The organism is Nocardioides sp. NPDC058538 (assembly GCF_042719275.1).
In the GTDB taxonomy this organism is placed as follows: domain Bacteria; phylum Actinomycetota; class Actinomycetes; order Propionibacteriales; family Nocardioidaceae; genus Nocardioides.
Map to the genome: position 1 here is coordinate 1 of NZ_JBHXNY010000043.1, position 23,562 is coordinate 23,562.

The 23,562-nt window shown below is 65.4% G+C and carries 19 protein-coding genes; 16 read left to right on the top strand and 3 right to left on the bottom strand.

From position 1 onward, the window contains the following. Nucleotides 1–504 precede the first annotated feature (504 nt). Complete coding sequence (locus ACFWQC_RS25220; protein WP_378684548.1) at nucleotides 505–894, top strand: hypothetical protein; 390 nt, start codon at nucleotides 505–507, stop codon at nucleotides 892–894. Between the two features lie 898 nt (nucleotides 895–1,792). On the opposite strand, the gene ACFWQC_RS25225 is transcribed toward ACFWQC_RS25220, so the two are convergent. Continuing rightward, the gene (locus ACFWQC_RS25225; RefSeq protein WP_378684550.1) at nucleotides 1,793–3,238 is read right to left on the bottom strand and encodes an APC family permease; all 1,446 of its coding nucleotides are present in this window, start codon (nucleotides 3,236–3,238) and stop codon (nucleotides 1,793–1,795) included. A gap of 424 nt (nucleotides 3,239–3,662) precedes the next feature. On the opposite strand from ACFWQC_RS25225, the gene gabT reads away from it, so the two are divergent. The 5 genes from gabT to ACFWQC_RS25250 all read left to right on the top strand — a co-directional run bounded on the left by gabT (nucleotide 3,663) and on the right by ACFWQC_RS25250 (nucleotide 9,697). Beyond that, nucleotides 3,663–4,997, top strand: a complete 1,335-nt coding sequence (gabT, locus tag ACFWQC_RS25230; RefSeq protein ID WP_378684553.1) for a 4-aminobutyrate--2-oxoglutarate transaminase — start codon at nucleotides 3,663–3,665, stop codon at nucleotides 4,995–4,997. Then, on the top strand, nucleotides 4,994–6,478 hold the full coding sequence (locus ACFWQC_RS25235) for an aldehyde dehydrogenase family protein (RefSeq protein WP_378684556.1): 1,485 nt from the start codon (nucleotides 4,994–4,996) through the stop codon (nucleotides 6,476–6,478). Before gabT ends, ACFWQC_RS25235 begins: the two co-directional genes overlap by 4 nt. Continuing rightward, a complete protein-coding gene (locus ACFWQC_RS25240) occupies nucleotides 6,475–7,632 on the top strand; it encodes a CaiB/BaiF CoA transferase family protein (RefSeq protein WP_378684559.1) in 1,158 nt (385 codons plus the stop codon). The genes ACFWQC_RS25235 and ACFWQC_RS25240 overlap by 4 nt, the downstream gene beginning before the upstream one ends. Continuing rightward, the gene (locus ACFWQC_RS25245) at nucleotides 7,629–8,819 is read left to right on the top strand and encodes an acyl-CoA dehydrogenase family protein (protein WP_378684562.1); all 1,191 of its coding nucleotides are present in this window, start codon (nucleotides 7,629–7,631) and stop codon (nucleotides 8,817–8,819) included. The genes ACFWQC_RS25240 and ACFWQC_RS25245 overlap by 4 nt, the downstream gene beginning before the upstream one ends. A 236-nt stretch (nucleotides 8,820–9,055) precedes the next feature. Then, nucleotides 9,056–9,697 carry an NADPH-dependent FMN reductase gene (locus ACFWQC_RS25250; protein WP_378684565.1) on the top strand — a complete coding sequence of 214 codons (642 nt, stop codon included), beginning with the start codon at nucleotides 9,056–9,058 and terminating at the stop codon, nucleotides 9,695–9,697. Nucleotides 9,698–10,014: 317 nt separating this feature from the next. Here ACFWQC_RS25250 and ACFWQC_RS25255 read toward each other — a convergent pair whose 3' ends face one another. Continuing rightward, nucleotides 10,015–12,195: an FAD-dependent oxidoreductase gene (locus ACFWQC_RS25255; protein ID WP_378684568.1), complete on the bottom strand. Its 2,181-nt coding sequence runs from the start codon at nucleotides 12,193–12,195 to the stop codon at nucleotides 10,015–10,017. 160 nt (nucleotides 12,196–12,355) lie between these two features. Here ACFWQC_RS25255 and ACFWQC_RS25260 point away from each other — a divergent pair, with 160 nt between their 5' ends. The 10 genes from ACFWQC_RS25260 (at nucleotide 12,356) to ACFWQC_RS25305 (ending at nucleotide 22,670) form a co-directional block, all read left to right on the top strand. Continuing rightward, nucleotides 12,356–12,655, top strand: a complete 300-nt coding sequence (locus ACFWQC_RS25260) for a Dabb family protein (protein WP_378684570.1) — start codon at nucleotides 12,356–12,358, stop codon at nucleotides 12,653–12,655. After that, nucleotides 12,655–13,584: a cyclase family protein gene (locus tag ACFWQC_RS25265; protein ID WP_378684573.1), complete on the top strand. Its 930-nt coding sequence runs from the start codon at nucleotides 12,655–12,657 to the stop codon at nucleotides 13,582–13,584. The genes ACFWQC_RS25260 and ACFWQC_RS25265 overlap by 1 nt, the downstream gene beginning before the upstream one ends. A 37-nt stretch (nucleotides 13,585–13,621) precedes the next feature. Then, nucleotides 13,622–14,806: an NAD-binding protein gene (locus tag ACFWQC_RS25270; RefSeq protein WP_378684576.1), complete on the top strand. Its 1,185-nt coding sequence runs from the start codon at nucleotides 13,622–13,624 to the stop codon at nucleotides 14,804–14,806. Between the two features lie 104 nt (nucleotides 14,807–14,910). After that, entirely contained in the window at nucleotides 14,911–15,612 is a 702-nt protein-coding gene (locus ACFWQC_RS25275) for an SRPBCC family protein (RefSeq protein WP_378684579.1), read from the top strand. A gap of 34 nt (nucleotides 15,613–15,646) precedes the next feature. Beyond that, nucleotides 15,647–16,498, top strand: a complete 852-nt coding sequence (locus ACFWQC_RS25280; protein ID WP_378684582.1) for an FAD binding domain-containing protein — start codon at nucleotides 15,647–15,649, stop codon at nucleotides 16,496–16,498. 1 nt (nucleotide 16,499) lies between these two features. Continuing rightward, the gene (locus ACFWQC_RS25285; protein WP_378684585.1) at nucleotides 16,500–16,997 is read left to right on the top strand and encodes a (2Fe-2S)-binding protein; all 498 of its coding nucleotides are present in this window, start codon (nucleotides 16,500–16,502) and stop codon (nucleotides 16,995–16,997) included. Then, nucleotides 16,997–19,384: a xanthine dehydrogenase family protein molybdopterin-binding subunit gene (locus ACFWQC_RS25290; RefSeq protein WP_378684588.1), complete on the top strand. Its 2,388-nt coding sequence runs from the start codon at nucleotides 16,997–16,999 to the stop codon at nucleotides 19,382–19,384. The genes ACFWQC_RS25285 and ACFWQC_RS25290 overlap by 1 nt, the downstream gene beginning before the upstream one ends. After that, nucleotides 19,381–20,214 (top strand): carbon-nitrogen family hydrolase, encoded by an 834-nt coding sequence (locus tag ACFWQC_RS25295; protein ID WP_378684591.1) that lies wholly within the window; start codon nucleotides 19,381–19,383, stop codon nucleotides 20,212–20,214. The genes ACFWQC_RS25290 and ACFWQC_RS25295 overlap by 4 nt, the downstream gene beginning before the upstream one ends. Nucleotides 20,215–20,331: 117 nt before the next feature. After that, entirely contained in the window at nucleotides 20,332–21,195 is an 864-nt protein-coding gene (locus ACFWQC_RS25300; RefSeq protein WP_378684594.1) for a fumarylacetoacetate hydrolase family protein, read from the top strand. Nucleotides 21,196–21,434: 239 nt separating this feature from the next. After that, on the top strand, nucleotides 21,435–22,670 hold the full coding sequence (locus ACFWQC_RS25305) for a PucR family transcriptional regulator (RefSeq protein ID WP_378684597.1): 1,236 nt from the start codon (nucleotides 21,435–21,437) through the stop codon (nucleotides 22,668–22,670). A gap of 17 nt (nucleotides 22,671–22,687) precedes the next feature. On the opposite strand, the gene ACFWQC_RS25310 is transcribed toward ACFWQC_RS25305, so the two are convergent. Further along, on the bottom strand, nucleotides 22,688–23,515 hold the full coding sequence (locus ACFWQC_RS25310; RefSeq protein WP_378684600.1) for a pyridoxamine 5'-phosphate oxidase family protein: 828 nt from the start codon (nucleotides 23,513–23,515) through the stop codon (nucleotides 22,688–22,690). Between the last annotated feature and the right edge of the window lie 47 nt (nucleotides 23,516–23,562).

The window sequence follows — 23,562 nt, forward strand, 5'->3', positions numbered from 1 at the left end:
CCCCACCGAGGCTCAACCGTCCACGACGTCCTGAGACATGCCGATGTCCACGATGTCATGAGACATATCCGTGCACGATCTCCCGAGACATCACATCAGGCCGCAACTACACCCTGCATTGTGAAGAGCCGATTAAGCAGGGTCGCGCGTTGGGAATGGCCGTTTATGCGTCGGCCATTCCCGGTGGTTCCTGCACGCTGGGAATCGATACCGTCAGCGTCCCCCGGATCGTTCACGACACGGCGGCGTGATCGGGGCGCAGCAACAGCGAAGTGCCCTCTGAGCGGGGAAGACTTGGACTTGTCTAAGGTCCCAGGTCGCCGCATGGAAGGCACTCGGTAGGCGGTGCGCACTTCGTGTTCTGCTGGTCTGTCGGTCATCGGTGGTGAGCCGGCCTGGTGTCGCACATCGGCGCGGTCGCGCCGCGGCAACTCGTGGGTCGGGTCGCGGCCTGACCGCGCAACTCTCGAACGGAGATGGCGCGGCGCATGTTCACTCCTGGGCATGACCGGGGCCGGGTCCTGGCCCGATGTGGCGGTGATGATCGCTGATGGTGGTGAGGCGATCGCGGACATCGACGTGCTGCACCACCAATATCGCGACCTGGGTGCGGTCGTTTCGCCGGCCACGCCGGCGCGGGCGCTGGACAAGGTCAGCCCGGTGAAATTGAAGAAGAATCAGACCGCCCGGCCAGGGTTCATTGCTATGTCTGAGGCGCACCCGTCCGGCGGGTTGCCAGCGTCGAAGGCCGCCGGAGAAGAGCTGGCCGGTGATGCGGTGGCCCCCGATGTCGATGCCACCGTGGTTGTCGCCCAGGAAGGAGCAGCCAGGCCAAAGGCACAGGACTGGACTATTTCCTATCGCGCGAGTTCACCGTCAACCAGACCCGGCTGATACCCACCGCGATCGCGGTTGACCTGGCCACGCGGCTGTGGCTGCTCGCACTCGAGGACAGTCGTGAAGTTCGAACCTGAGGCCATGCGCTACCGAATCCTGCAGGTGACCGCCCGATTGATCCGAACCGGACGTCGCCTGATCCTCAAGATCCCTGACACGTGCCCTGGGCCAGCGTCCTGATCGCCGCCTTCGCCCGCATCGCCGCGATCCCAGGCACCGGAGAACCGCAGCCCGTCAGCGCCAGCCGACGCTGATCCACGCGCACAGCCATTGCCCCGACCTCATCTTGGCGCGAGCCAAGACGTACATCCACATGAAGGACCGGGTCAGGGAGTCGAGTTCCGTGGTCCTGTCAGATTGTCTGTGAGGAGCTTTACCCGAGGTTGCCAAGGTGCCCGGGCGAAGGCCGCCGGCAATCTCACCACGAATCTGAGCCACGGCCGTCGAGTGATCTGTCGGATCAAGGTCCTCGGTTCCGGCTATGAACGAGTCTGCGAGGTCAACCAGATGGCCACGCCCGTTTGACCATCGAGCCCGCCATCCCACCCTGATCTCTGGCATAGACCAGCTCAAGTACGACCCGAGTGGTGGCCAGCCCATGCAACACCGCGATCACCCGCCGCGGCTGTGAAGCTGGCCACCTTCGCTCATGCCCGCCGACACTTCGCTGCCGACTGATGACTCCTTCGGTCTCGACCAGCCGAGGTTGCAGGGGGGAACTTCGACTGGCCGAGAGATCGGCGATGCCGTTTCTGGATATCACGGCTAGGGCCAGACCCGCCTGTTTACGCCCGGCACGAAACCGGGTGCGGGTCCCGAAAGCTTAGGAGCGGGAGCGTCACCTGTGTGGCGCCGAGGTGGAATCCACCGTGAGCACGAGTGCGTCGATCCGGGATCAGTCGACCCGATCCGCGGGAACCTCGGGCCGGACGTCGACGGAGCGGCGGTTGAACTTCATCCGGATGGGCACGACCACCAGCAGCGCCAAGGCGATGGTGATGGGAGCGGCCCAGGTCATGGCGTCGTATGAGGTGCCAGTGGGGTTCAACACGGCACTCAGCCACACGTAGCCGAAGCCCGCCCCGCCAATGACGGCGACGACGACAGTAGTTGCGCTCAGCTCGCGCCTGCGGGTCATCATGACGATGGCGCCGACGCAGATGAGCACGTAAGGAATGACCCAGTAGTACGGGAACAATGTGGCAACGTGGGCGTAGACCTCGAGCGGCGTGCCGCCGCTGAACGCAGACAACGCGATGGGAACGATAGTGGCCAGCACAGCGATGAGGACGATCGCGCGCACCGGTGTGCGATGTTTCTCGTCGACGTGGCCCAGGTACTTCGGCAGCATGCCATCAACGGCCATCGTGGCCCACACGCGGGGAGCGTAATTCATGAAGCCCAGGACTACGGCATAGCAGGTGACGGCCAGAAACAGATCCGCGACCGGAGCCAGCAACCCAAGTCCGGCGTTGCTTGCCATCGCGGAGAGCGGGGACTCGCCCGTCGCGGTCGCGTCGGCGATGTCCGGCAGGACGGGCACGGAGAGAAGGGTGGCCACAATACCCACGCTGCCAACGATCAGCGGCACCATCGTCATGAGCCGCGGGATGGTGCGCATCGGGTTCTTGGTTTCCAGGGCTGTGGCGGCGCTCGACTCGAAGCCCACGAAGAAGGTGGCCGACAGAACGATGCCGAAGACGAATCCGCTGAAGGTGAACTCACCGAAGGCGAACTGCTCGGAGAAGGTGTATCCCGCCGTGAAGACGTTGGCAACCAGGACGATCGCAACGATGGGTGCGGAGACGAAGAGCAGTCCGATGCTCAGACGGGTGGAGGTGTCCAGCCCGCGGATCGCGAACCAAGCGACGCTCACCATGGCCAGGATCCACATGATCGTCTGTCCACCCAGGCCGTTCGCGGCTGGGAGGTCGAAGACGGTGGCGATGAAGCTCCCAGAGTAGACGCCGAAGACCTGCAGGCAGACGATCACCCCGGCGGCATAGCCCACGGCCAGGGACGCCCCTGCGACCGTGCTCGCCTTCGAGCCCAGCTCGTGACCGATGTAGGAATACAGCGCGCCGGACACCACGTATCTCCGGGCGAACGGAACGATCGCCAGGCCGATGAAGGTGACGAGGACTGTCCCGGCCAGTACGGAGAGCCAGGCGGTAGGGCCGGCGACCACGCCGGCTAGTGCCGGCGCAGTGGCCGCCATGAGTACGGGGCTGAACGTGACGACGGCGAGACCGAGAGCTTTGGGCAGGCTCAGCGTCCCCTGCTGGAGTCCGCTGAGTTCTTCATGGTCATCCGGAGCTTGTTCCGCGGCGTTCGATGTCATTTCTTCTCCTTGTGAGGGGTTGCTCAGTTGGGGAAGTATGAGAGCCGTCACAGTCTGGGGATTTGTGCCTATCGTGCAAACTCCCTCGCGACATTGCTGAGTTCGGTAAGGGTTGGTTCGACGGCCTGGGCTCGCTGCGGGCGCGCATGGTCCGCGGCGGAGGCGGAGTTGGCGCGACGCGAGAGGCCCAGTTCGGTGTGCCCATCCTCGAGTCGGTTATAGGAGATCACTCGAAGGATCACGGGGTGGCCGTCGCTGCTTCACGCACCGACACGCACACAGGGTGCCCGCACCGCCCGGACCACGAGACAGGACGTCACTCTGGAATCTGATGAACAGCCACGGATATTGGTCGGTTTCGTCAAAAGACAGGCTGGCTGTACGTCTCCTACGGTCGGAGTTCACGATCTGATGGAGGTAGGCAATGTCGATGCCGGAGCAGCGCCGTATTCTGGCCACGGCTATCCCGGGGCCCCGATCGCTGGCGCGGCAGGTGCAGCGGAAGGCTGAACTGGCCGATGGACTCGGCACGACGATGCCGGTCTTCATCGACCGCGCTGGTGGGGGTGTCTTGGTCGACGTCGACGGTAACCACATCATCGACCTGGCGTCCGGGATCGCGGTCACCTCCGTCGGCGCGGCTCACCCCGGGGTGACGAAGCGGATCGCCGACCAGGCCGAGCGGTTCACGCACACCTGCTTCCTTGTCACCGAGTACGACGGCTTCGTCGACGTCGCCGCTGCACTCAACCGGCTCACTCCCGGCGGACACGCTAAGAAGACCGCGTTGTTCAGCACTGGAGCCGAGGCCGTCGAGAACGCGATCAAGATCGCCCGCACGGCCACCGGTCGTCCGGCGGTGGTCGCGCTAGGTCACGCCTACCACGGCAGGACCAACCTGACGATGGCCATGACCTCGAAGAACGTCCCGTACAAGCAGGGCTTCGGACCGTTCGCGCCGGAGGTCTACCGGGTCCCCTCGCCATACCCCTATCGCTGGCCGTCCGGTCCTGAGCGCGCGGCCGAAGAGGCGTTCGCGACGCTGAAGGACATCGTGACCACCCAGATCGGCATTACCAACGTCGCCGCGATCGTGGCTGAGCCGATCCAGGGAGAGGGTGGATTCATCGTGCCGCCCCCGGGGTACCTCAAAGCGGTCCAAGAGTTCGCCAACGAACACGGCATCGTATTCATCGCCGACGAGATTCAGACCGGTCTCGCCCGCACCGGCGCAATGTTCGCCTGCGAGCACGAGGATGTCGTTCCCGACCTGATCACGACCGCAAAGGCTCTCGCGGGCGGCATGCCCCTTGCCGCTGTCACAGGACGTGCGGAGATCGTGGACGCCGTCGCCGCGGGTGGCCTCGGCGGGACCTACGCCGGCAATCCGGTCGCATGCGCCGCGGCACTCGGCGCCCTCGAAGCCATCGAGACCGAGGACCTCGTCTCCCGAGCGCGCGAGATCGAGGAGCGGGTCCTCCCGCGACTCGAGGAGCTCGTGACCCCGATGTCCGTGGTCGGCGAGGTCCGTGGGCGCGGCGCAATGCTGGCCCTCGAATTCGTGAAGCCCGGCACATCGGACCCGGCGCCAGAGGTCGCGAAGACCGTGGTCGAGCGCTGCCACCAGCAAGGCGTCCTCACGCTGCTGTGCGGCACGTACGGCAACGTCATCCGCCTGCTGCCTCCGCTGGTGATCCCCTTCGACCTCCTCGATGAGGCGGTCGATGTCCTCGTCGACGCCGTCCGGAGCGTCGGATGAGCGTGATGTCACATGACCCGCGAACGGGGGCTGTCGTCGCCTCCGTCGCTGACACGAGCGTCGATCAGCTCCGCTCGGTCCTAAAAGCGGCGGCAGATGCCGCTCCACAGCTGGCGGCGACCAGCCCGGCCGAGCGACGTACGTGGCTTTACGCCGTTGCCGACGCCCTCGAGTCGCACCGCGACGAGCTTGCCCGACTTGCCGACCATGAAACAGCATTGGGTCTCGAACGGCTGACCGGTGAGGTGACGAGAGCTGCCGAGCAACTGCGCTTCTACGCCGACGTCGCGATCGAGGGGTCATACCTCGACGTCACCGTCGACGAGCCGACCGCGACGACGCCGGGCCTCGTGAGGGTCAACCGCCCGGTCGGCCCCGTCGCGGTCTTCGGCGCCAGCAACTTCCCGTTCGCGTTCAGTGTCCTTGGCAACGACACCGCGTCTGCCCTTGCCGCCGGCTGTCCGGTGGTCGCCAAGGCACATCCTGCGCATGTCGGGTTGTCGATGCGCCAGGCTGACATCGCCCGAGAGGCGCTCGCCGTCGCTGGTGCACCGCGTGGGATCTTCACAGTGGTCAGTGGGCACCAGACCGGGGTCGATCTCGTCAAGGCGCCGGAGGTCACCGCCGTTGGGTTCACCGGTTCCCAGGCCGGAGGTCTAGCCCTGTGGCGGATCGCCAACGAGCGCGAGATCGTCATTCCGGTGTACGCCGAGATGGGCACGGTCAACCCGGTGGTCGTCACTCGCCAGGGTGCGGCTGACATCGACGCCGTCGCGAAGGGTTTCGTCGGATCCTTCACGTTGGGCAATGGTCAGTTCTGCACTAAGCCCGGGTTGCTCCTCGCCCCCGCGGGTTCGAGTGCGGCGGCTGCCGTGGCAAATGCCCTGCGTGAGGCGGGCCCGGAGCCGGTGATGCTCACTGAGTCAATTGCCAACGCAGTCGGCTCCGGGATCTCGGCCATGGTCGATGCCGGCGCCGAGGTGGTTGCGGGACTGCCTTCAGGCGAGCACGCCTGGTCTGCCCCGGCTGCGGTGTTGACCGCCCCCACCGCAGCTCTCCGTGCCGGCAGCCGTCTGCTCGAGGAGACCTTTGGAGCCGTTGTCCTGGTCTGTGAGTACGAAGATGAGCGCGAGCTCGCGGACGTTCTCTGCCGACTTCAGGCCTCGCTCGCAGCCAGCGTCTTCACAGGTGGCGCCGGCGACGACCAGGCGCCGCAGATCATCGGCCTCCTCAGTGGCAATGTCGGACGCGTGGTGGTCGATGAGTGGCCGACCGGCGTCGCGTTCACCTGGGCCCAGCAGCACGGTGGCCCGTGGCCGTCGACTTCTGCACCGACGTCGACCTCGGTGGGCGCGGCGGGTCTGGCCCGATTCGTACGTCCGGTGACCTACCAGTCAGTGCACGATGGTTGGCTTCCCCCGGAGGCGCAAGTAGGGAATCCCTGGCATCTCCCGCGTCGCGTGAACGGACACCGGTCATGACCCGTCCTCTCGAAGGGCTGATGGTCGCTGACTTCAGCCGAGTCCTCGCTGGACCTCTGGCCGCAGCAACGCTCGCCGATCTCGGTGCCGAGGTGATCAAGGTCGAGCGTCCTGGATCGGGCGACGACACCCGTCATTGGGGGCCGCCTTGGACTGCAACGCCCGACGGAACGTCCAGCTCCTACTTCGAGTCCGCCAACCGGTCGAAAAAGTCGGTCGAGCTGGACCTCGGTGACCCGGCTGACCTTGCGATCGCGCAGGAACTCGCGCAGCGGTGCGACATCCTCATCGAGAACTTCAAGACCGGATCGCTCGATCGTCACGACCTCGGGTACGACGCTGTCTCCGCCCGCAATCCGGGCGTCATCTATGCCTCGATCACTGGATTCGGCAGCCAGGATGGCGCAGACCTGGCCGGGTACGACTTCCTCGTCCAGGCAGTCGGGGGCCTGATGAGCATCACCGGGCGGCCGGATGAGCCGACCAAGGCCGGTGTCGCGCTCGTCGACGTCCTCACGTCAAAGGACGCCGTCGTCGGCATCCTGGCCGCTCTCCGCGCCCGGGACGTGATCGGGCACGGCCAGCACGTCGAGGTCAACCTTCTCTCAAGCCTCCTCGGGTCCTTGGCCAACCAAGCCTCGGGATACCTCACGACCGGCACTGCGCCCGTCGCAATGGGCAATCAGCATCCCTCGATCGCGCCTTATGAAACTCTGCGCGCTAAGGACGGTCACGTCGCGGTCTGCTGTGGCAACGACAACCAGTTCACGCGACTCGCGATTGCCGTCGGCCGGCCGGAGCTGAGCGAGGATCCGCGTTTCGCCAGCAACGGCGACCGGGTCGCTCATCGTGAGGCACTCGTCGGGCAGCTCGAGGAAGTCCTTGCCGACGACACCGTGGACTCCTGGGTCGAGCGCCTCTCGAGAGCCGGCCTCCCGGCCGGCAAGGTTGGCACGGTCGCTGACGGCTTCGAGCTCGCCGCGCGGCTCGGCCTCGAGCCCACCGTCGATGTGGGGGTGGGTCGATCACGTCAGGTACGAAGCCCCCTTACCTTCTCGGCCACTCCCGTGACCGCTTACACAGCTCCGCCCGCACTGGGCGAGCACAACGACGTCGTCCGAACCATGTTGAGCACCCAGGAGAACCCGCGATGAGCTCCCCGACCACTCTGCCGCCCTTCGAGCCGCTCGACCCCGCCGGGATCGACGACCTGCTGTCCGACGACGAGAAGGCGGTGCGTGCCTCGGTGCGACAGCTGTGTGCCGAGCGGATCGATCCGTACGTTGCCGACTGGTTCGAGCGCGGCGCCATCGACGACATCCGCGGCCTCACCAAGGAGCTCGGTTCTCTCGGCCTGCTCGGCATGCACCTTGAGGGCTACGGCTGCGCGGGCATGTCGGCAACCGACTACGGCCTGGCCTGCCTCGAGCTTGAGGCGAGTGACTCCGGAATCCGGTCGCTGGTATCCGTCCAAGGATCGCTCGCCATGTTCGCGATCTGGTGCTGGGGCTCGGAGGAGCAGAAGCAGGAGTGGCTGCCCCAGATGGCTGCTGGTGACGCGATCGGGTGCTTCGGCCTCACAGAGCCAGACGCAGGCTCCGACCCCGGCAGCATGCGGACGCGCGCGCGCCGCGACGGCGCCGACTGGGTGCTCGACGGCCGGAAGATGTGGATCACCAACTCGTCGGTCGCCGACGTAGCCGTGGTGTGGGCGCAGACCGACGAGGGAGTACGCGGCTTCGTCGTACCGACGGCGACCCCCGGGTTCAGTGCTCCGGAGATCAAGCACAAGCAGTCGCTGCGGGCGTCGGTGACCGGCGAGATCGTGCTCGACAGCGTCCGCCTGCCGGAGTCCGCAGCCCTCCCAGAGGTGCGGGGTCTGAAGGGCCCGTTGTCGTGCCTCAACGAGGCCCGCTACGGGATCGTGTGGGGCGCCATGGGTGCCGCGCGCTCCTCGCTCGAGGCGGCTCTGGACTACGCGAACCAGCGTATCCAGTTCGGCAAGCCGATCTCGGCCTTCCAACTCACCCAGCAGAAGCTCGTCGACATGAACCTCGAGTACACCAAGGGCGTACTCCTGGCACTTCAACTGGGCCGCCGTAAGGATGCTGGCCGGCTCAGGCCCGAGCAGGTCAGCCTCGGCAAACTCAACAACGTCCGCGAGGCCATCGAGATCTGCCGCACTGCGCGCACCATCCTCGGCGCCAATGGCATCTCGCTCGAGTATCCCGTCATCCGCCACGCCAACAACCTGGAGTCGGTGTTGACGTACGAGGGCACAGTCGAGATGCACACCCTGGTCGTAGGCCAGGCGATGACGGGCCACCCGGCGTTCCGTTGACCCGATCTCCGCCGGCCGCGGACACGTTCGAAGTCGTTGTGACAACCGCGGCCGGCGGATTCCACCCAGTCCGCCCCACGTCGTGCGAGAGCACGTCCGCGACCGCAGGTCGGCATCGGCGGTGCCGGCCAGATGGGCGCAAGCATCGCGGCCAAGGTCGGCGTTCGTCAGCTTTGACGTTCTGCTCTGCGATACCGACTGGACCCGGGTCGAGGCCGAGCCAGAGGCCACTATCCATGACCAAGACACTGGGCCGCGACGGCTTGAGTTTGACCACTGCCACCAAAGAGGAGAACACCACCATGTCCCGACCCACGCTCCAGATCATCATTGCCAGCACGCGTCCGGGGCGCCGTGGAACCGCCGTCGCCGCTTGGATTCGCGGGCTCGCCGCCGACCACCGTGGCTTCGAGGTGGAGGTAGTCGACTTGGCCTCGGTCGGCCTCCCGATCCTCGACGAGCCTCGTCACCCGCGCCTGCAGCAGTACACCCAGCCGCATACCAAGGCATGGAGCGCGACGGTCGATCGAGCGGACGCCTTCTTGTTCGTCACGCCGGAGTACAACCACTCCTTCCCGGCCGCGCTCAAGAATGCGCTGGACTACCTCTTCCTCGAGTGGGGCGATAAGCCGGTAGGGCTCGTCTCGTACGGCGGTGTCTCCGCTGGGCTGCGATCTGTTGCCGCGCTCAAGCCGGTCCTAGCCGCCCTGCGCATGGTTCCCGCGCTGGAGGCCGTCTCTATCCCCGACTTGGGTGCCCGTATCGACGAGGACGACGTGTTCTGCTCGGATGCGCGGCTGGACGCCGCGGCGAAGGCGATGCTGGATGAGGTCGCTCGTCTCGCAGGCGCACTTGCTTCGTTGCGGCCCAGGACCTGAGACCATAGGGGCAAGGCAACTGCTGGGGTCAATGCCCACCAGACCGCCTCATCGCAACCGCAACCTTGGTGCGTGTATGGAATCGCGTGGCTCAGACGTTGATGACGACCACCCTGGTGGCACGCCCGATCCTGTTGACGTACGGACCACCGAGTCACCGCCGACACACTGTCAAGCGCGTGCATCGGGCCTGGTTACGTGGATCCGGACGCAGCTGCCTCGGCCGAGAAGGTGCACGCGAGCCAGTACGACCCGGGTGGCGGCCGCTCAGTCTGGCCATGCGCGCACGTTGTGCCCGGCGCTCAACGCCGGCCGGGTCATCGAGCCGGGTCCGTCACGGCGGTGCGCGAGACGGGTGCCAACGGCAGGAGCTTGTGAGTGAGCTCGTCGTCGTAGTCGTCCTCGCGCCAGCCGAGGATCCGCTGCTCGCGGATGAAGGGAAGCGGGACTGCCGGGTCGGGGCCGTCGATCTCACGGGCCAAGCGGTGCCCGTCGAAGACTGACTCCGCGATGACCCGAGGCTCTACGCAGTCGCCGATCCGAAGCACATGCTCGATGCCGTTGGCACCGAGGCGATCGATGTCCGCAGTGAGGTCGGCGTAGAGATCGGTGCGCGAACGGCGTTGAGTGACGAGCACGACGCTGTCGGCGGCCCATGTCCGGGTCCGTTCCGCATGGTAGCTGTGGTGCCCCTGGACCTCGCCGGGTCGAATCGAGGTCACGACATGGCTCGGCACGATATCCACACCGAGCGAGAGCAGTGAGTGCATCACGTGCCCGCCTTCGTCGGTGAAGAAGAGGTATGAGCCGACCTGGTCAGCCGGGCAGATCAGGGTGACCTTCTTGCCGTCAGAGGCGAGTTTCTCCGCGATGCTGGAGCCCATGAAGTAGCCGTCGCAGTCGTAGACGACCACGGAATCGCCAGCGACCTCGCGGTTCTCCACCATGATCGACTCCGGAGTGAGCACCATCTCGTGGTACTCCTCGACTCCGTCGATCGGGACGTGTGTGATCGGGTTCGTTCCGGTCGGGTCCCATACGGCGCCGGTGGCAACTACGACGGTCTCGGCGCCGTACTCGAGAACGTCCTCGACGCCCATGGGCTGGTTGGTGATCACGGTGACGTTGTCCAGCTTTGCCAGCTGCGACTCGCGATACTCCACCACCCGGCGCCAGGTCAGCAGGCCCGGCAGCCGGGAGACCCAGTTGACGTGGCCTCCGACTTCCGGACCGGCCTCGACCAGGTGAACGTTCTCGAAACCGCGCTCGCCGAGGACCCGAGCGCACTCCATACCTGCTGGGCCGGCGCCGACGATGAGGATCGGCTTCTCCACCTCGTCAGGGGTGTTGAACCGCTCTGGGTGCCAGCCGCGGCGGTACTCTTCGCCGACGGTCGCGTTCTGGGTGCACACGATCCGTCCACCACCATTGTTGAACCGGGACACACAGATATTGCAGCCGATGCACTCACGGATGTCGTCGCCGCGCCCCTCCTTGATCTTCGTCGGGATGAACGGATCGGCGATGGCCGGACGGGCTGCGCCAATGATGTCGATGACGCCGTCCTCGACCGCCTTGGCCATCAGTTCGGGGTCGGTGAACCGGCCGACAGCAGCAATCGGCTTCTTCGCGTACGGACGGACCTGCTCGATGTAGCTGCGCTGCCAGAACGGCTCGAAGAACCGTGAGGAGCTGACGTCGTCCTCCAAGTGTCCGACCTGCATGTCCCACAGGTCGACAAGGTCGTCGAGCAGCTCGACGACGGCGATGCCGTCCTCGTTGACGCTGAACGCACGCTCGGATTCGTCGTTGAAGGAATCGAGGCAGAAGCCGGCGACGATCGCGCAGTCGTCACCGACCGCCTCCCGGACCTGCTCGATGGTCTCGCGCCAGAACCGGGTGCGGTTCTCGATCGAGCCGCCATACTCGTCGGTGCGGTGGTTCCAGTAGCGCCACAAGAACTGGAGTGGGAGGGAGAAGCCCTCGCGGGCAGCGACCTGCACCAGGTCGAAGCCGACGTCGCGAGCCCGGACCGCCGCATCGACATAGGACTTCTGGATGCGCCGGATGTCGCGCTTGTCCAGCGCATAGCACGAATGACCGGACATCGCGCTGGTCACCTGCGACGGCCCGCCTGCGGGAAGTCGGGTCACGAACCCCGTGTGGTCGGCCCCCATGTACACGAGTTGGACGCCGGCGAGGGCATCGAACTCGTGGACCCGCTCGACCATCAGGCAGAGGTTCGCCTCGTCGCGCCGGTCGATGAGCCGCGCCTGGACCCACGGGGCGTCGTCGCTTTCGGCGTCCACCGCACAGTACTCAGTGTTGACCGCCGCCCAGCCGCCTTCCGCTCGCATGCCACGTAGGTACGCCTGCGCACCCGGATACTCGACGCCGAGACCGGAGCAGTGCGGGGCAACGTAGAAGCGGTTGCGGAACATCTTCGGACCCACCCGGATCGGCTCGAAGAGTGGTGCGTGGCGCGGATCGGTGCTCATGCACCCATCGTCGTACTCCGCTGTCGGTTGGCACCTTCACCATTCCGACAAACGTAGTGGCGATCTTGCCGGAGCATGAAGAGCCGACAAAGGCTGTTGAATCCGAGACTGACGCTGCGCGATACCAGCGCGACATCAACCGGACGACTAGGAGCAGCCCATGATTCGCCACGTCTTTTCCTGGCGTGTGGCCGAGGGTCACAACAACGACGAGGTCATCGACCTGCTGAACACCCTGCGCGAGCCGTACCCGTACATCAAGTACTGGGAGCTCGGCGCTCACGAGGGTGACCCAGGCGACAACGGTCAGCCGTTCAGCGGCGTCCTCATCAACGACTTTGAGTCCTGGGACGACCTGCAGCGCTACTCCGTCGACGAGTTCCACCTCGAGGTCGTCGCCAAGCTCAAGCCCAAGCTGGCTGAGCGCGCCGTCGTCGACTTCGTACGAGAGGAAGCCTGATGAGTCAGCGGGCCGATATCAAGGTCACGACCAGCCCCTGGGGGCCCGAGGACGAGCTCGGCGCGCTCAACCATCTGACCCCGGCGAAGTCGGCCGCCGTGCTCGCCAGGGTCGACGGCACACGGAGCTACGACCTGAGTATCGACTACTTCGTCGGCATGCCCAGCTTTCAGGCGGCCGGCGACCCCGGTTATCAGATCTTCATGAGCCACACGCCGGAGGGCACAGTCGTCGACAACCTCAACGGCGTAGGTGAGGCGCGCAACCGCCACGTCTGTTACTCCGGGGACGTCGTGTTCATGTACACCCACACTGGCACTCACATCGACGCGCTCAACCACTTCGGGGTCGACGGCCAGATCTACAACAACTTCAAGGCCGACGAGCACCTCGGCAGCCGCGGCTGGGTCAAGGGCGGGGCGGAAGTCATCCCGCCGATCATCACCCGGGGCGTCCTCCTCGACGTAGCGAAGAGCAAGGGCGTCGACTGCCTGCCCGACAGCTACGCGATCACCGTCGAGGACTGCCAGAAGGCCCTGGCCGACGCCGGTCTCACGCTGGAGCCCGGCGACGTCGCCTTCGTACGCACCGGCCGGATGCGCTATTGGCCCGAAGGGTCGAAGGTACTCGGAAACCCACCGGGACTCGGACTCGAGGCGGCCAACTGGCTGACCGGCCAGGGCATCTCGGCCATCGCCGCGGACCAGGAATGCGTCGAGGTCGGGCCGTCGCAGCACGAGGACAACTGGCTCCCGGGGCACTGCCACTTCCTGGCCGAGGCTGGCGTGCCGATGATCGAGCTCGCGAACCTCGAGGAGCTGTCACGGGACGACATCAGCGAGTTCTGTCTGATCGCGGCCCCCATCCGACTTCGCGGAGCGAGCGGATCGCCACTGCGTCCGATCGCGATGCCGCTGCGCGACAGCTGATTGATCGACGGACGAAGCCAACGGTAGGAGGACAATCATGAGCATGCCAAAGGTGGCGGTGATCGGTGGTTCGATCGGAGGACTCACGGCAGCGAACGTGCTGCGCGACATCGGGTGCGAAGTCGATGTGTACGAGCGCAGCCCGCAGTTGCTGTCGGGGTTTGGGACGGGCATCGTCGTGCAGCCCGAGCTTGTCCGCTATTTGCTCGAAAGGGCTGGGTCTACGCTGGACGACGTGAGCGTGTCCAGCTCGTCGATGCGCTACTACGACGCGTCGACCTCGAGGCTGCAGGGTGAGGTCGACGCAGGGTGGCGCTTCACGGCCTACAATGCGGTCTACCGCAAGTTGCTCGACGCCTTCGGGACCGAGCGCTATCACCTTGGGCGTGCCCTCGACCGAGTGCGGCAGACCGAGGCCGGACCGATCATCGAGTTCGTGGAGGGTCCGGCAGCGACGGCAGACCTGGTTGTCTGTTCAGACGGTGGTGGCTCGGTCGCCCGGTCAGCGCTGCTCGGCGTGAAACCGACTTACGCTGGCTACGTGACGTGGCGGGGCATGGTGGACCGAGACGAGGTGTCCGAGGCCACATGGGAGTTCTTTCAAGACACCTTCAGTTACGGTCTGCTTCCTGACAGCCACATTATCGCCTATCCGATTCCACAGGCCGATTCGGACGGTCGGCTGACTGGCAATTCGAGGCTCAACTTCCAGTGGTACTGGAATGTCTCCGAGGGAGCAGACCTCGATGCGTTGCTGACGTGCTCCGAAGGTAAGCGCCGGTCGGTCTCGGTGCACTTCGACGTTCTTGCCGAGAAGAACCTTGCCGAGTTCCGGAACTGTGCCTCTCGCGAGCTCGATGGCCCGTTCCGTGAACTCATCACAGCGGCCGCAAGACCGTTCGTAACAATCGTCTCGGACGCCGAGATCGACCAGATGGCCTTCGGCAACATCGTGCTGATCGGAGACGCAGCAATTACACCGCGCCCACACGCCGCTGCGGGTGCCGCCAAGGCGGCCTCGGACGCATGGAGTCTCGCCACCCACCTCGAAAGTGCCAGCGGCAACCTTGCCGAGGCACTTCCCGCGTGGGAGTCAGGGCAGTTGGCGCTCGGTCGCGCCTACCTTGCCAAGGTGCGGGCGATGGCGGCCGTTCTTCAGCAAGGCGGCGATTTCCCGCCTGGTGCTCCCGAGTACCGGTTCGGCTTACCAAAGGCGCCGTAGCGGGCATACCTGGGCATGACGCCCAATCAAAACCAGCGATCGGCTGTGGTCGGTGGTGACAGAAATTTCCCCGATGCAGGGGTCAGACCGAGGAGTGGAAGACGATGAAGTTGCTGAACGAGTTCGAGGTGGCTCTGCCGACTGAGCAGACCTGGACCCTGTTGACGGATCTCGAGAAGGTCGCCCCCTGTCTCCCCGGAGCGTCGATCACGGGCAAGGAAGGCGACGACTTCGTCGGCCAAGCCAAGATCAAGGTCGGGCCGATCACGGCGCAGTACAAGGGCGTGGCACAGTTCACCGAGCTGGACACCGCCGCTCACCGCGCGGTCTTGCTCGCCCGTGGCAAGGACGCTCGCGGTCAAGGCGATGCGACCGCTACTGTGACCGCCACGCTCACCCCGAACGGCACGGGAACCCGTGTACTCGTCGAGACTGAACTTGCTCTGACCGGCAAGGTCGCCCAATTCGGTCGCGGCGTCCTTGCGGACGTCAGCGGCGCCCTGATGGGTCTTTTCGCTGACCGGCTGCAGGAGATGGTCGCGGCTGAGAGTGGTGGCACCGCATCTGCGCCTGCCCCCGTGTCAACTGTCACCACCGAGCCCGCTGTTCCCGCAGCGCCGTCGCGTTCGGCGGCCAACACCCGTCGGGCGGACGATGAGGTTCTCGACGTGCTGGCACTCGCCAAGGGAATGTCGTGGACGAAGGGGATCCCGGTCGGAGCCACTCTGATCGCCGTCGCGGCAGCACTGATCAGCGTGTTCGCCGCGGGCTATGCCTCCGCCATCGCCCATTCGGTCGGCCGCTGACAAGGACTGGTCGAACCGCCGAAGAGGAGTCGATGTGAAGCCACCGAAGTTCAAGTACATCGCGCCGGACAACCTTGCCGACGTCGTCCAACTCCTCGCCGAGGAGCCCGATGCGAAGGTGGTCGCCGGCGGTCAGAGCCTGATGCCTCTGCTGGCCATGCGTCTTGCCGGACCGAGCGTGCTTGTCGACCTGCGCAACGTGTCTGGTCTGCAGCGTATCGACGTGGGCGATACGGAGATCCGGATCGGAGCCAGAGTGACCCACGACGCGGTCGAACACTCCGCCGCGCTGCTCGCGGCTCTGCCCATGCTCCCGACTGCCGCCCGTTTCATCGCACATCCCCAGATTCGCTCTCGTGGCACCTTCGGCGGCAGCACCGCGCACGCGGATCCCTCTGCCGAGTGGCCGACGGTCCTGCTTGCCCTCGACGCTGTCGTCGACGTCGTGGGTCCTGCTGGGGAACGGTCGATCCCCGTCGACAACTTCTTCACCGGGCCGTTCACCTCGTCGATGGCTGCTGACGAGGTGCTGATCGCCGTACGGATTCCCCGGGACGACCGGCACTGGGCCTTCCAGGAGACCGCCCGCAAGGCAGGGGACTACGGCCTGGCCATCGTCGCAGCCACGGCCGAGATCACCGAAGGCAAGATCCGGGGAGCGAGGTTCAGCGTCGGGGGCGCGGTGGGCACCGTCACCCGACTCGGCGCGGTCGAAGAGACGCTCGAAGGAGCCCTGGCCGGGGATGAGACGAGCAGGCGAGCCGAATCCGTCGCAGCATCGACGGTGGAGCCGATATCCGACATTCATGGCAGCAGCGACTACCGCCGACGGCTGGTTGGCGCCCTTGTCCGCCGCGCTGTTGCCGACCTGAGCAAGGGAGCCTGACATGACTGCCGCACCGGAGGAACACCTTCCCGTCGCAGTATCAATCAACGGTCGTACCTACCGCGGTGTGGTCGAAGCTCGCAAGACGCTCGCGGACTTCATCCGTGAGGATGCCGTGCTTACCGGCACCAAGCTTGGTTGTGAGCACGGGGTCTGCGGCGCGTGCACGGTCCTCGTTGATGACGCCCCTGCGCGTTCGTGCCTGATGCTCGCAGTACAAGCCGATGGTCGTCGCATCCGAACGGTCGAGAGCCTCGCCGATGGAGCCGAGCTCAATCCGCTTCAGAAGGCGTTCCGCAACAAGCACGGGCTGCAATGTGGATTCTGCACGGCAGGGTTCCTGATGTCAGCCACCGCGCTCCTTGAGCACAATCCGACGCCTTCAAGGGACGAGATCGTGGAGACCGTATCGGGGTCTCTGTGCCGATGCACCGGATACCAGACCATCGTCGAGGCAGTTCAGGAAGCTGCAGCCGCGGAAACAGAAGGAGCCCAGTGATGAATGAGTCACTCGAGCACAGCGAGGTCCCGAAAGTTGCCGCACGGTCGATCGGAACCCGCGTACTGCGGTCAGAGGACCCCCGCCTGTTGAGCGGCCGCGGGCAGTTTCTGGCGGACCTCGCGTTGCCGGGGGAGTTGCACGCGGCCTTCGTTCGATCGCCGGTGGCCCACGCTCGGATCACCCGGATCGACGTCTCGGGGGCGCTCGACGTCGCAGGGGTCGTCTTGGTCTGGACCGGCGCGGAGGCAGCGGAGCAATGCGAGGGACTGGTCGGTGAGTTCGCGGTCCCCGGCTGTAATCCGACCACCATGCCCCTCTTGGCCCGCGATGAGGTGTGCTACGTCGGTGAGCCTGTCGCCGTGGTCGTCGCGGACTCTCGGTACACCGCAGAGGACGCTGCGGAGCGCGTCGAGTGGGACTTCGAGGAGCTGCCTGTCGTCGTCAACGCTGACGACTCAGCCGCCGTCACCGCTGTCGCTAATACCCAGCTACCCGACAACGTTGGCTTGACGGGCGACGCGTCGTACGGCGACGTCGCTGGGGCGTTCGACGCGGCTGACCAGGTGGTCCAGGGTCGTTTTTATACGTGCCGAGTTTCTGCGGCGCCGATGGAGACGCGCGGTGTGATTGCTTCCTATGAATGGGCATCGCGACAGCTGAAGGTCTGGACGGGCACTCAGATGCCGCACTACCTGCGCTACTGCCTCACGGCGTATCTCGGCTTCGCCGAGCAGGGGATCGAAGTGATCACCCCTGACACCGGAGGAGGGTTCGGCCAGAAGGCCCACGTGTACGTCGAGGAGATGCTGCTCCCGCTGTTGGCGCGGGCCGTGGACCGGCCGGTGAAGTGGGTGGAGGATCGTCGGGAGAACCTGATGGCCGGGACTCACGCGCACGAGCAGTTCGTCGATATCTCCTATGCACTCGATAGCACCGGACGAATCACCGGCGTGCGCACTCACGCTCTCGGCGACGGTGGCGCCTACCACGCCCCACCGTGGTCGATGGCCGTTGAGCCGTGGTGCGCGGCTGTGGTGACCCCATCTGGCATGTACGACGTCCCGGCGGTCGAGTACTCCTACACCGCTGTTGCGACCAACAAGACCCCCGTTGGCGCCTACCGAGGCGTGGGCTACATGGCCGGGACGTTGGCGCGAGAGTGCCTGGCCGACGACGCGGCGCGAGCGGTGGGTATGTCACCGTTCGAATTCCGTCGGCACAACGTGGTGCGGGACTTCCCATGGACCAACGCTCAGGGGATCGTCTACGACGAGGGCAGTTGGCTCGCGACGATCGACACCCTCGAAGAGATGGTTGACTATCCCGCCTTCCTGGAACGCCAGGCTAAGGCTCGCGCCGAGGGCCGCTATCTCGGACTCGGTCTGAGCTGCTTCGTGGAGAGCAGCGGCGAGTCGACAGCGATGAGTCAGGAACACGGTCTCGGGGACGTGTATCACGACACGGCCACTGTTCGTCTTGATCCGAACGGGACAGCAACCGTGACGATCGGGCTGACTGCGCAGGGCCAGGGTTTGGCGACAACGATGGCGCAGATGGCTGCTGATGCGCTGGGCATCAAGGTGGAGGAAGTCGTCGTGCATACCGCGACGTCGACGTCGCACGCGTACGGGTCAGGGACGGTGGGCAGTCGTGGGGCGGTGATCGCCGGTGGGGCGGTGGCCCGGGCGGCGGGGGTGGTGCGGGAGAAAGTCCGCGCGGTCGCTGCGCATCTGCTCGAGGCAGCGCCCGAGGACATCGAACTCGTCGACGGACAGGCATCCGTGGTGGGTGTGCCGGACAAGATGATGACGATCGCTGAGATTGCGACGTCGATCTACTTCGACATGTCGGCGTGGCCAGAGGGCTTCGATCCCACCTTGGAGGCCACGCTGGCGTATGACACCTCGCGTCCGATGTTTAGCAACGGTGGACATGCCATCGTTGTGGAGATCGATCCCGATACGGGCCTTGTCCGGTTCGAGAAGGTGTTTTCCGTGGAGGACTGCGGGATCGTGATCAACCCGAACATCGTGGAGGGACAGATCCGTGGCGGTGTGGTGCAGGGCATCGGCGCTGCGGTGTTCGAAGAGCTTGCCTACGACGAGTCGGGGCAGCTGCTGGCCACGACGTTCCTCGACTATGGCCTGCCGACCATGGACGTTGCGCCGCCGTTCGAGATCCACCACCTCGAGTCCCCCTCATCGCACTCGGCGTCCGGCGTGAAGGGGATGGGCGAGTCCGGACTGATCGCCTCCCCTGCGGCTGTCCTCAACGCGGTCAACGATGCGCTCGGCCCGTTCGGGGTGGTCCTGCGAGATCTGCCCCTCACTCCCGAGAAGATCCACAATGCCATCCACGGGGCAAAGCAGGAGAAGCCCGCATGAGCTCGCTGGTGCGAGTTAGTCTGATCCAGGTCGGCTACGGAGACGACGAGACGCTCACAGACCGCGTCGAGAGGGTCGCGTCCCAGATCGAGTCGTTGCCCGACGCCGACCTATTTGTTCTGCCGGAACTCTGGGCGCAAGGTGGCTTCGCGTCGGACACCTGGGCCGAGCTGGCCGAGGCGCTCGACGGGCCGATCGTACGACGTCTTGCGGATGTTGCCCGCCAACGAGACGTCTGGTTGCACGGTGGATCGATCATCGAACGGGCCGCCGAGGGAGCGGCTCTCGGCCCCGAGGGCCGCGGGCTGTGGAACACGTCGTTGCTGTTCGCGCCCGATGGTGAGCTCCGCGTGACATACCGGAAGATCCATCGCTTCGGGTTCGGCGACGGCGAGCCGCGGTTACTCGAGGCGGGTGACCAGCTCGCCGTGACGGATGTGCCGTTCGCAGGAGAAGCGACGACCGTCGGGCTGGCCACCTGTTACGACCTAAGGTTCCCCGAGCTCTTCCGCCTCCTCGGCGATCGGGAGACGGGCCTCGTCATCGTCCCCGCCGCGTGGCCGCTCCCGCGGGTGGAGCACTGGCGACTACTCGGTCGCGCGCGAGCAGTCGAGAACCAGACCTGGGTCCTGCAGTGCAACACCGCCGGCACCCACCGTGGCATGACGATGGGCGGTCACAGCCAGGTCGTCGCCCCGACAGGCGAGGTGCTGGGTGAACTGGGGGAGGCCGAGGACGTGCTCACTGTGGACATTGACCTCGACCTGGTCGAGCAGACCCGAGAGGCGTTCCCTGTGCTCCGTGACCGTCGTCTGGTTGGGCAGGTCTGACCAGCTGCGGACACGGAGTTGGTGATCGACGGCGGTTGAACCGCCATCTTGGAGACCTGCCCGGCGGTCATCTGATCGCCGGGCAGGCACGCAGCCGGAAGAAGGCGAAGTGGCGACATGATCCTGGCCAACGTGGGTGGACGTCTGACGATCCGGATTCCGGAGGGCGACGTCGATGTCGAAGTAGCGAGCGGTGGTCGGTTCGAGGCTGACCCGCAGGCGGTGTATGAACGCTGGGCGGAGTTCCGTGCGTGGTTCGAGGGGTTCGATTGGCCCGACGGTCGGGGGACGCCGGTTGCGCCGACTGCCGGTCCGGAGCAGCTTGGTCCACCTTCACCGACACCCGGTCAGGTCTTCGCCATCGGGCTCAACTACCGCGATCATGCGGCCGAGTCGGGGCTTCCCGTACCAGAGGTTCCACCGACGTTCACGAAATTCCAATCCGCGCTGACCGGCCCGACGGGCGATATCGAGCTCCCCGAGGGTAACGTCGATTGGGAGGTCGAGCTGGTCGCTGTCGTGGGGCGGGAGGCCCGCAACGTTCCCGTTGACAGCGCCTGGGAGTACATCGCCGGCCTTACGATCGGTCAGGATCTCTCCGAGCGCATCGCCCAGATGTCGGGTACGTTGCCACAGTTCAGCCTTTCCAAATCCCACCCGGGTTTCGGGCCGATGGGACCGGTTCTTGTCACGACCGACGAGGTGGCCGACCGCGACGACCTCGAGCTCGGCTGCTCACTGAACGGCGAGGTCGTCCAGAGGAGCCGCACGAGCGAGCTGGTCCTCGGGATCCCCGAACTGGTGGCTCAACTGTCTGACACCGTGACGCTGCGCCCGGGCGACGTAATCTTCACGGGTACGCCATCGGGGGTCGGCATGGGCCGGTCTCCGCAGCGGTTCCTGTGTCCCGGTGACGAACTTGTCACCTGGGTCGATGGCATCGGCGAGATGCGGCACCGGTTCGTCGGTACGTCGAAGTGAGCGCACGAACGCGAGGACCAGAACCCGCGGAACTTCGTGTGGAAGGTCCACGTTGCCTCGCCTGACGTCGGTGCGACCTTCACTCTTTCTGCCGTTGCGGCTGCGTTCCTCAGCGCAGCCGCGGTCAGACCGAGTCGCTTCAACTTGTGGGGCACCGGCGTCGCCATCTTCGACCTCTTGGCGTCCCAGGAGGGCGCCTGGTCGTAGCGTTGATGTCCCCCGTGGAATAGGCTGAACGGATGTCGATCGATCATGACTTGAAGGCGGTCGCCGAAGCGGTGCGATGCCGGATCCCTGAGATCGTGAGCGCGATCGAGCGGGAGGCGTTGACCCAGGTTCCTGAGTGGCACGAGAAAGACGATCCGGTCCTCACCGAGTCCGAGATGCCGAGTATCGTCTCCGCCGTCACGAGCATCGTTGACGGCCTCGCCAGCGGGCGTCGCCTGCCTGAACGCGCATCGGATGCGGCCTTGCAGGAAGCGCGCGTCGTCGCGCAGGCGGGTATCGACCTGCATGCGCTCCTCAAGACGTACCGGCTCGGCCAGGCGATCGTATGGAACGCGATTCTTGAGGAGGCCATGCGTGTCGTCCCTGACGACGATCGCAGGGTTGCCGTCCTGCGGCAGGCCTCGGATTACCACTATGCGTGGAACGACAGGGTCACTGAGAGCGTCATCGCGACGTATCAGGCAGAGCACAATGCATACTTCTTCCGGAGTCAAGACCGCAAGCGACGTGCGATCGTCAGTGATGTGCTTCGTGGGGTCCCGACCGATACCGAGCAGCTCAGCTACAACTTGCGCACCGAACACATCGCTGTGGTGGCGTGGGGGCGCTCACCGGAGGCGAACATCCGCACCATCGCGAACGCACTCGAGGCACGTCACCTCTCGGTGAGCGGGACAGCGGGCACGGCCCTCGGCTGGCTCGGTGCGTCCTCGCTCCAGAGGCTGTTGGATGAGCATCCCGCTGCGTTAAAAGCGATGCCTGAGACATACCTGTCCATTGGCGAGGTTGCCGCCGGAGTGGAAGGTTTCCGCCTCAGTCACCGTCAGGCATGGCAGGCATACCGAGTCAACCGCATCCGGCCACGAGATCTGCTGCGGTACGAAGAGGTCGCCCTCGAAGCTCTAGTGCTGCGGGATCGCCAGGCGATGCGCGACTTTGTTGCGCGTGAGTTGCGCGGGCTTGATGAGGCCGAGGACCGTACGGATTTGCTCCGGCATACGCTTACCGCCTACTTCAGGGCCGGCCAGAACGCCGCGGCGGCAGCGAACGCGATCCACGTGCACGAGCGAACCGTCGCCTACCGACTCCGGTCGGTCGAGCAGCGTCTCGGTGTCTCCATCAACGCCCGTCGGGACGAGATTGCAGTGGCGCTGCGTCTGGCTGATGTCCTAGCCGCGATGGGCGCTAACGACAGCAGCATGGAAGATCCTGGCATCAGCCTCGACCTGAGCCATGATGCGATCTGACTGACCGTTGTCACCGCTCATGGCACTACGCGCTGACCAGTCCAGCCGTGTCCTACGCGCACGAACTGACAGCGTTGATGCTCTGGAGAAGAGATGTCGAGCCAGTCGAGTGTCTCCAAGTTGATCCTGACACAGGCGAACCTGTCGAACTCAGTGTTCTCGCATCCACCCGCGCTCTCCACCTCGACGGGCTCAGGTGTTTGGAGTTCGCTCAGTGGGGTTCCGGGAACAGATGGAGATTGGTAGAGGTGCCGCGTTTGGGGCCCAAACGATTCCCAAGCCAACCGTCGTAGGTTGGGGTCCTCGATGATCTCAGCGCGACCCTCCATTCGCAGTTGCACTGCGGCGTCGTCATCGTTGACCGTGAGGGCAACGAGCGGATTTTCACGCATCTCTGCAATCTTCGCCGCCCCCGTATTCGTGGCGAACAGGACGGATGCCCTGTCCTGTTCGAAGTGGCGAAGGATGATTGCTCGGACCCGCGGCGCTCCGGCCGGGCCGACCGTACCAAGGTGCCCGAGTGTGAACGGGGTGCGGCGCGCGGTCGCGCTCTCAAGCGATCGCCAAACCGAGTTAAGCAGTTCTTGGAGGTCGCGTCTCAATTCCGTTCCTTCCGTCTGCTCGCCCGGCGCCACCGACGCTTGTGCCACGGTCGGGCAGCCTAAAGTACCCCTTCCAACGAGTGTTCTGCGTGATTCTCCCAGATGGTGTACTTCTGTCAGCGGATAGCGGCCGTAGGTGATGAGGCTCGGGGTCGCCACTCCGCAGGCAAGAGTTTCAAGCCTGCGCTCGGGTTGCCTGCGCAGAAGCACAAACTTGCCGAACTGTTCTGCGGTATAGGGCAACTCACCCCGCCTCGAGATATGGAACTTTCGTGCCGGCACCCACCTCG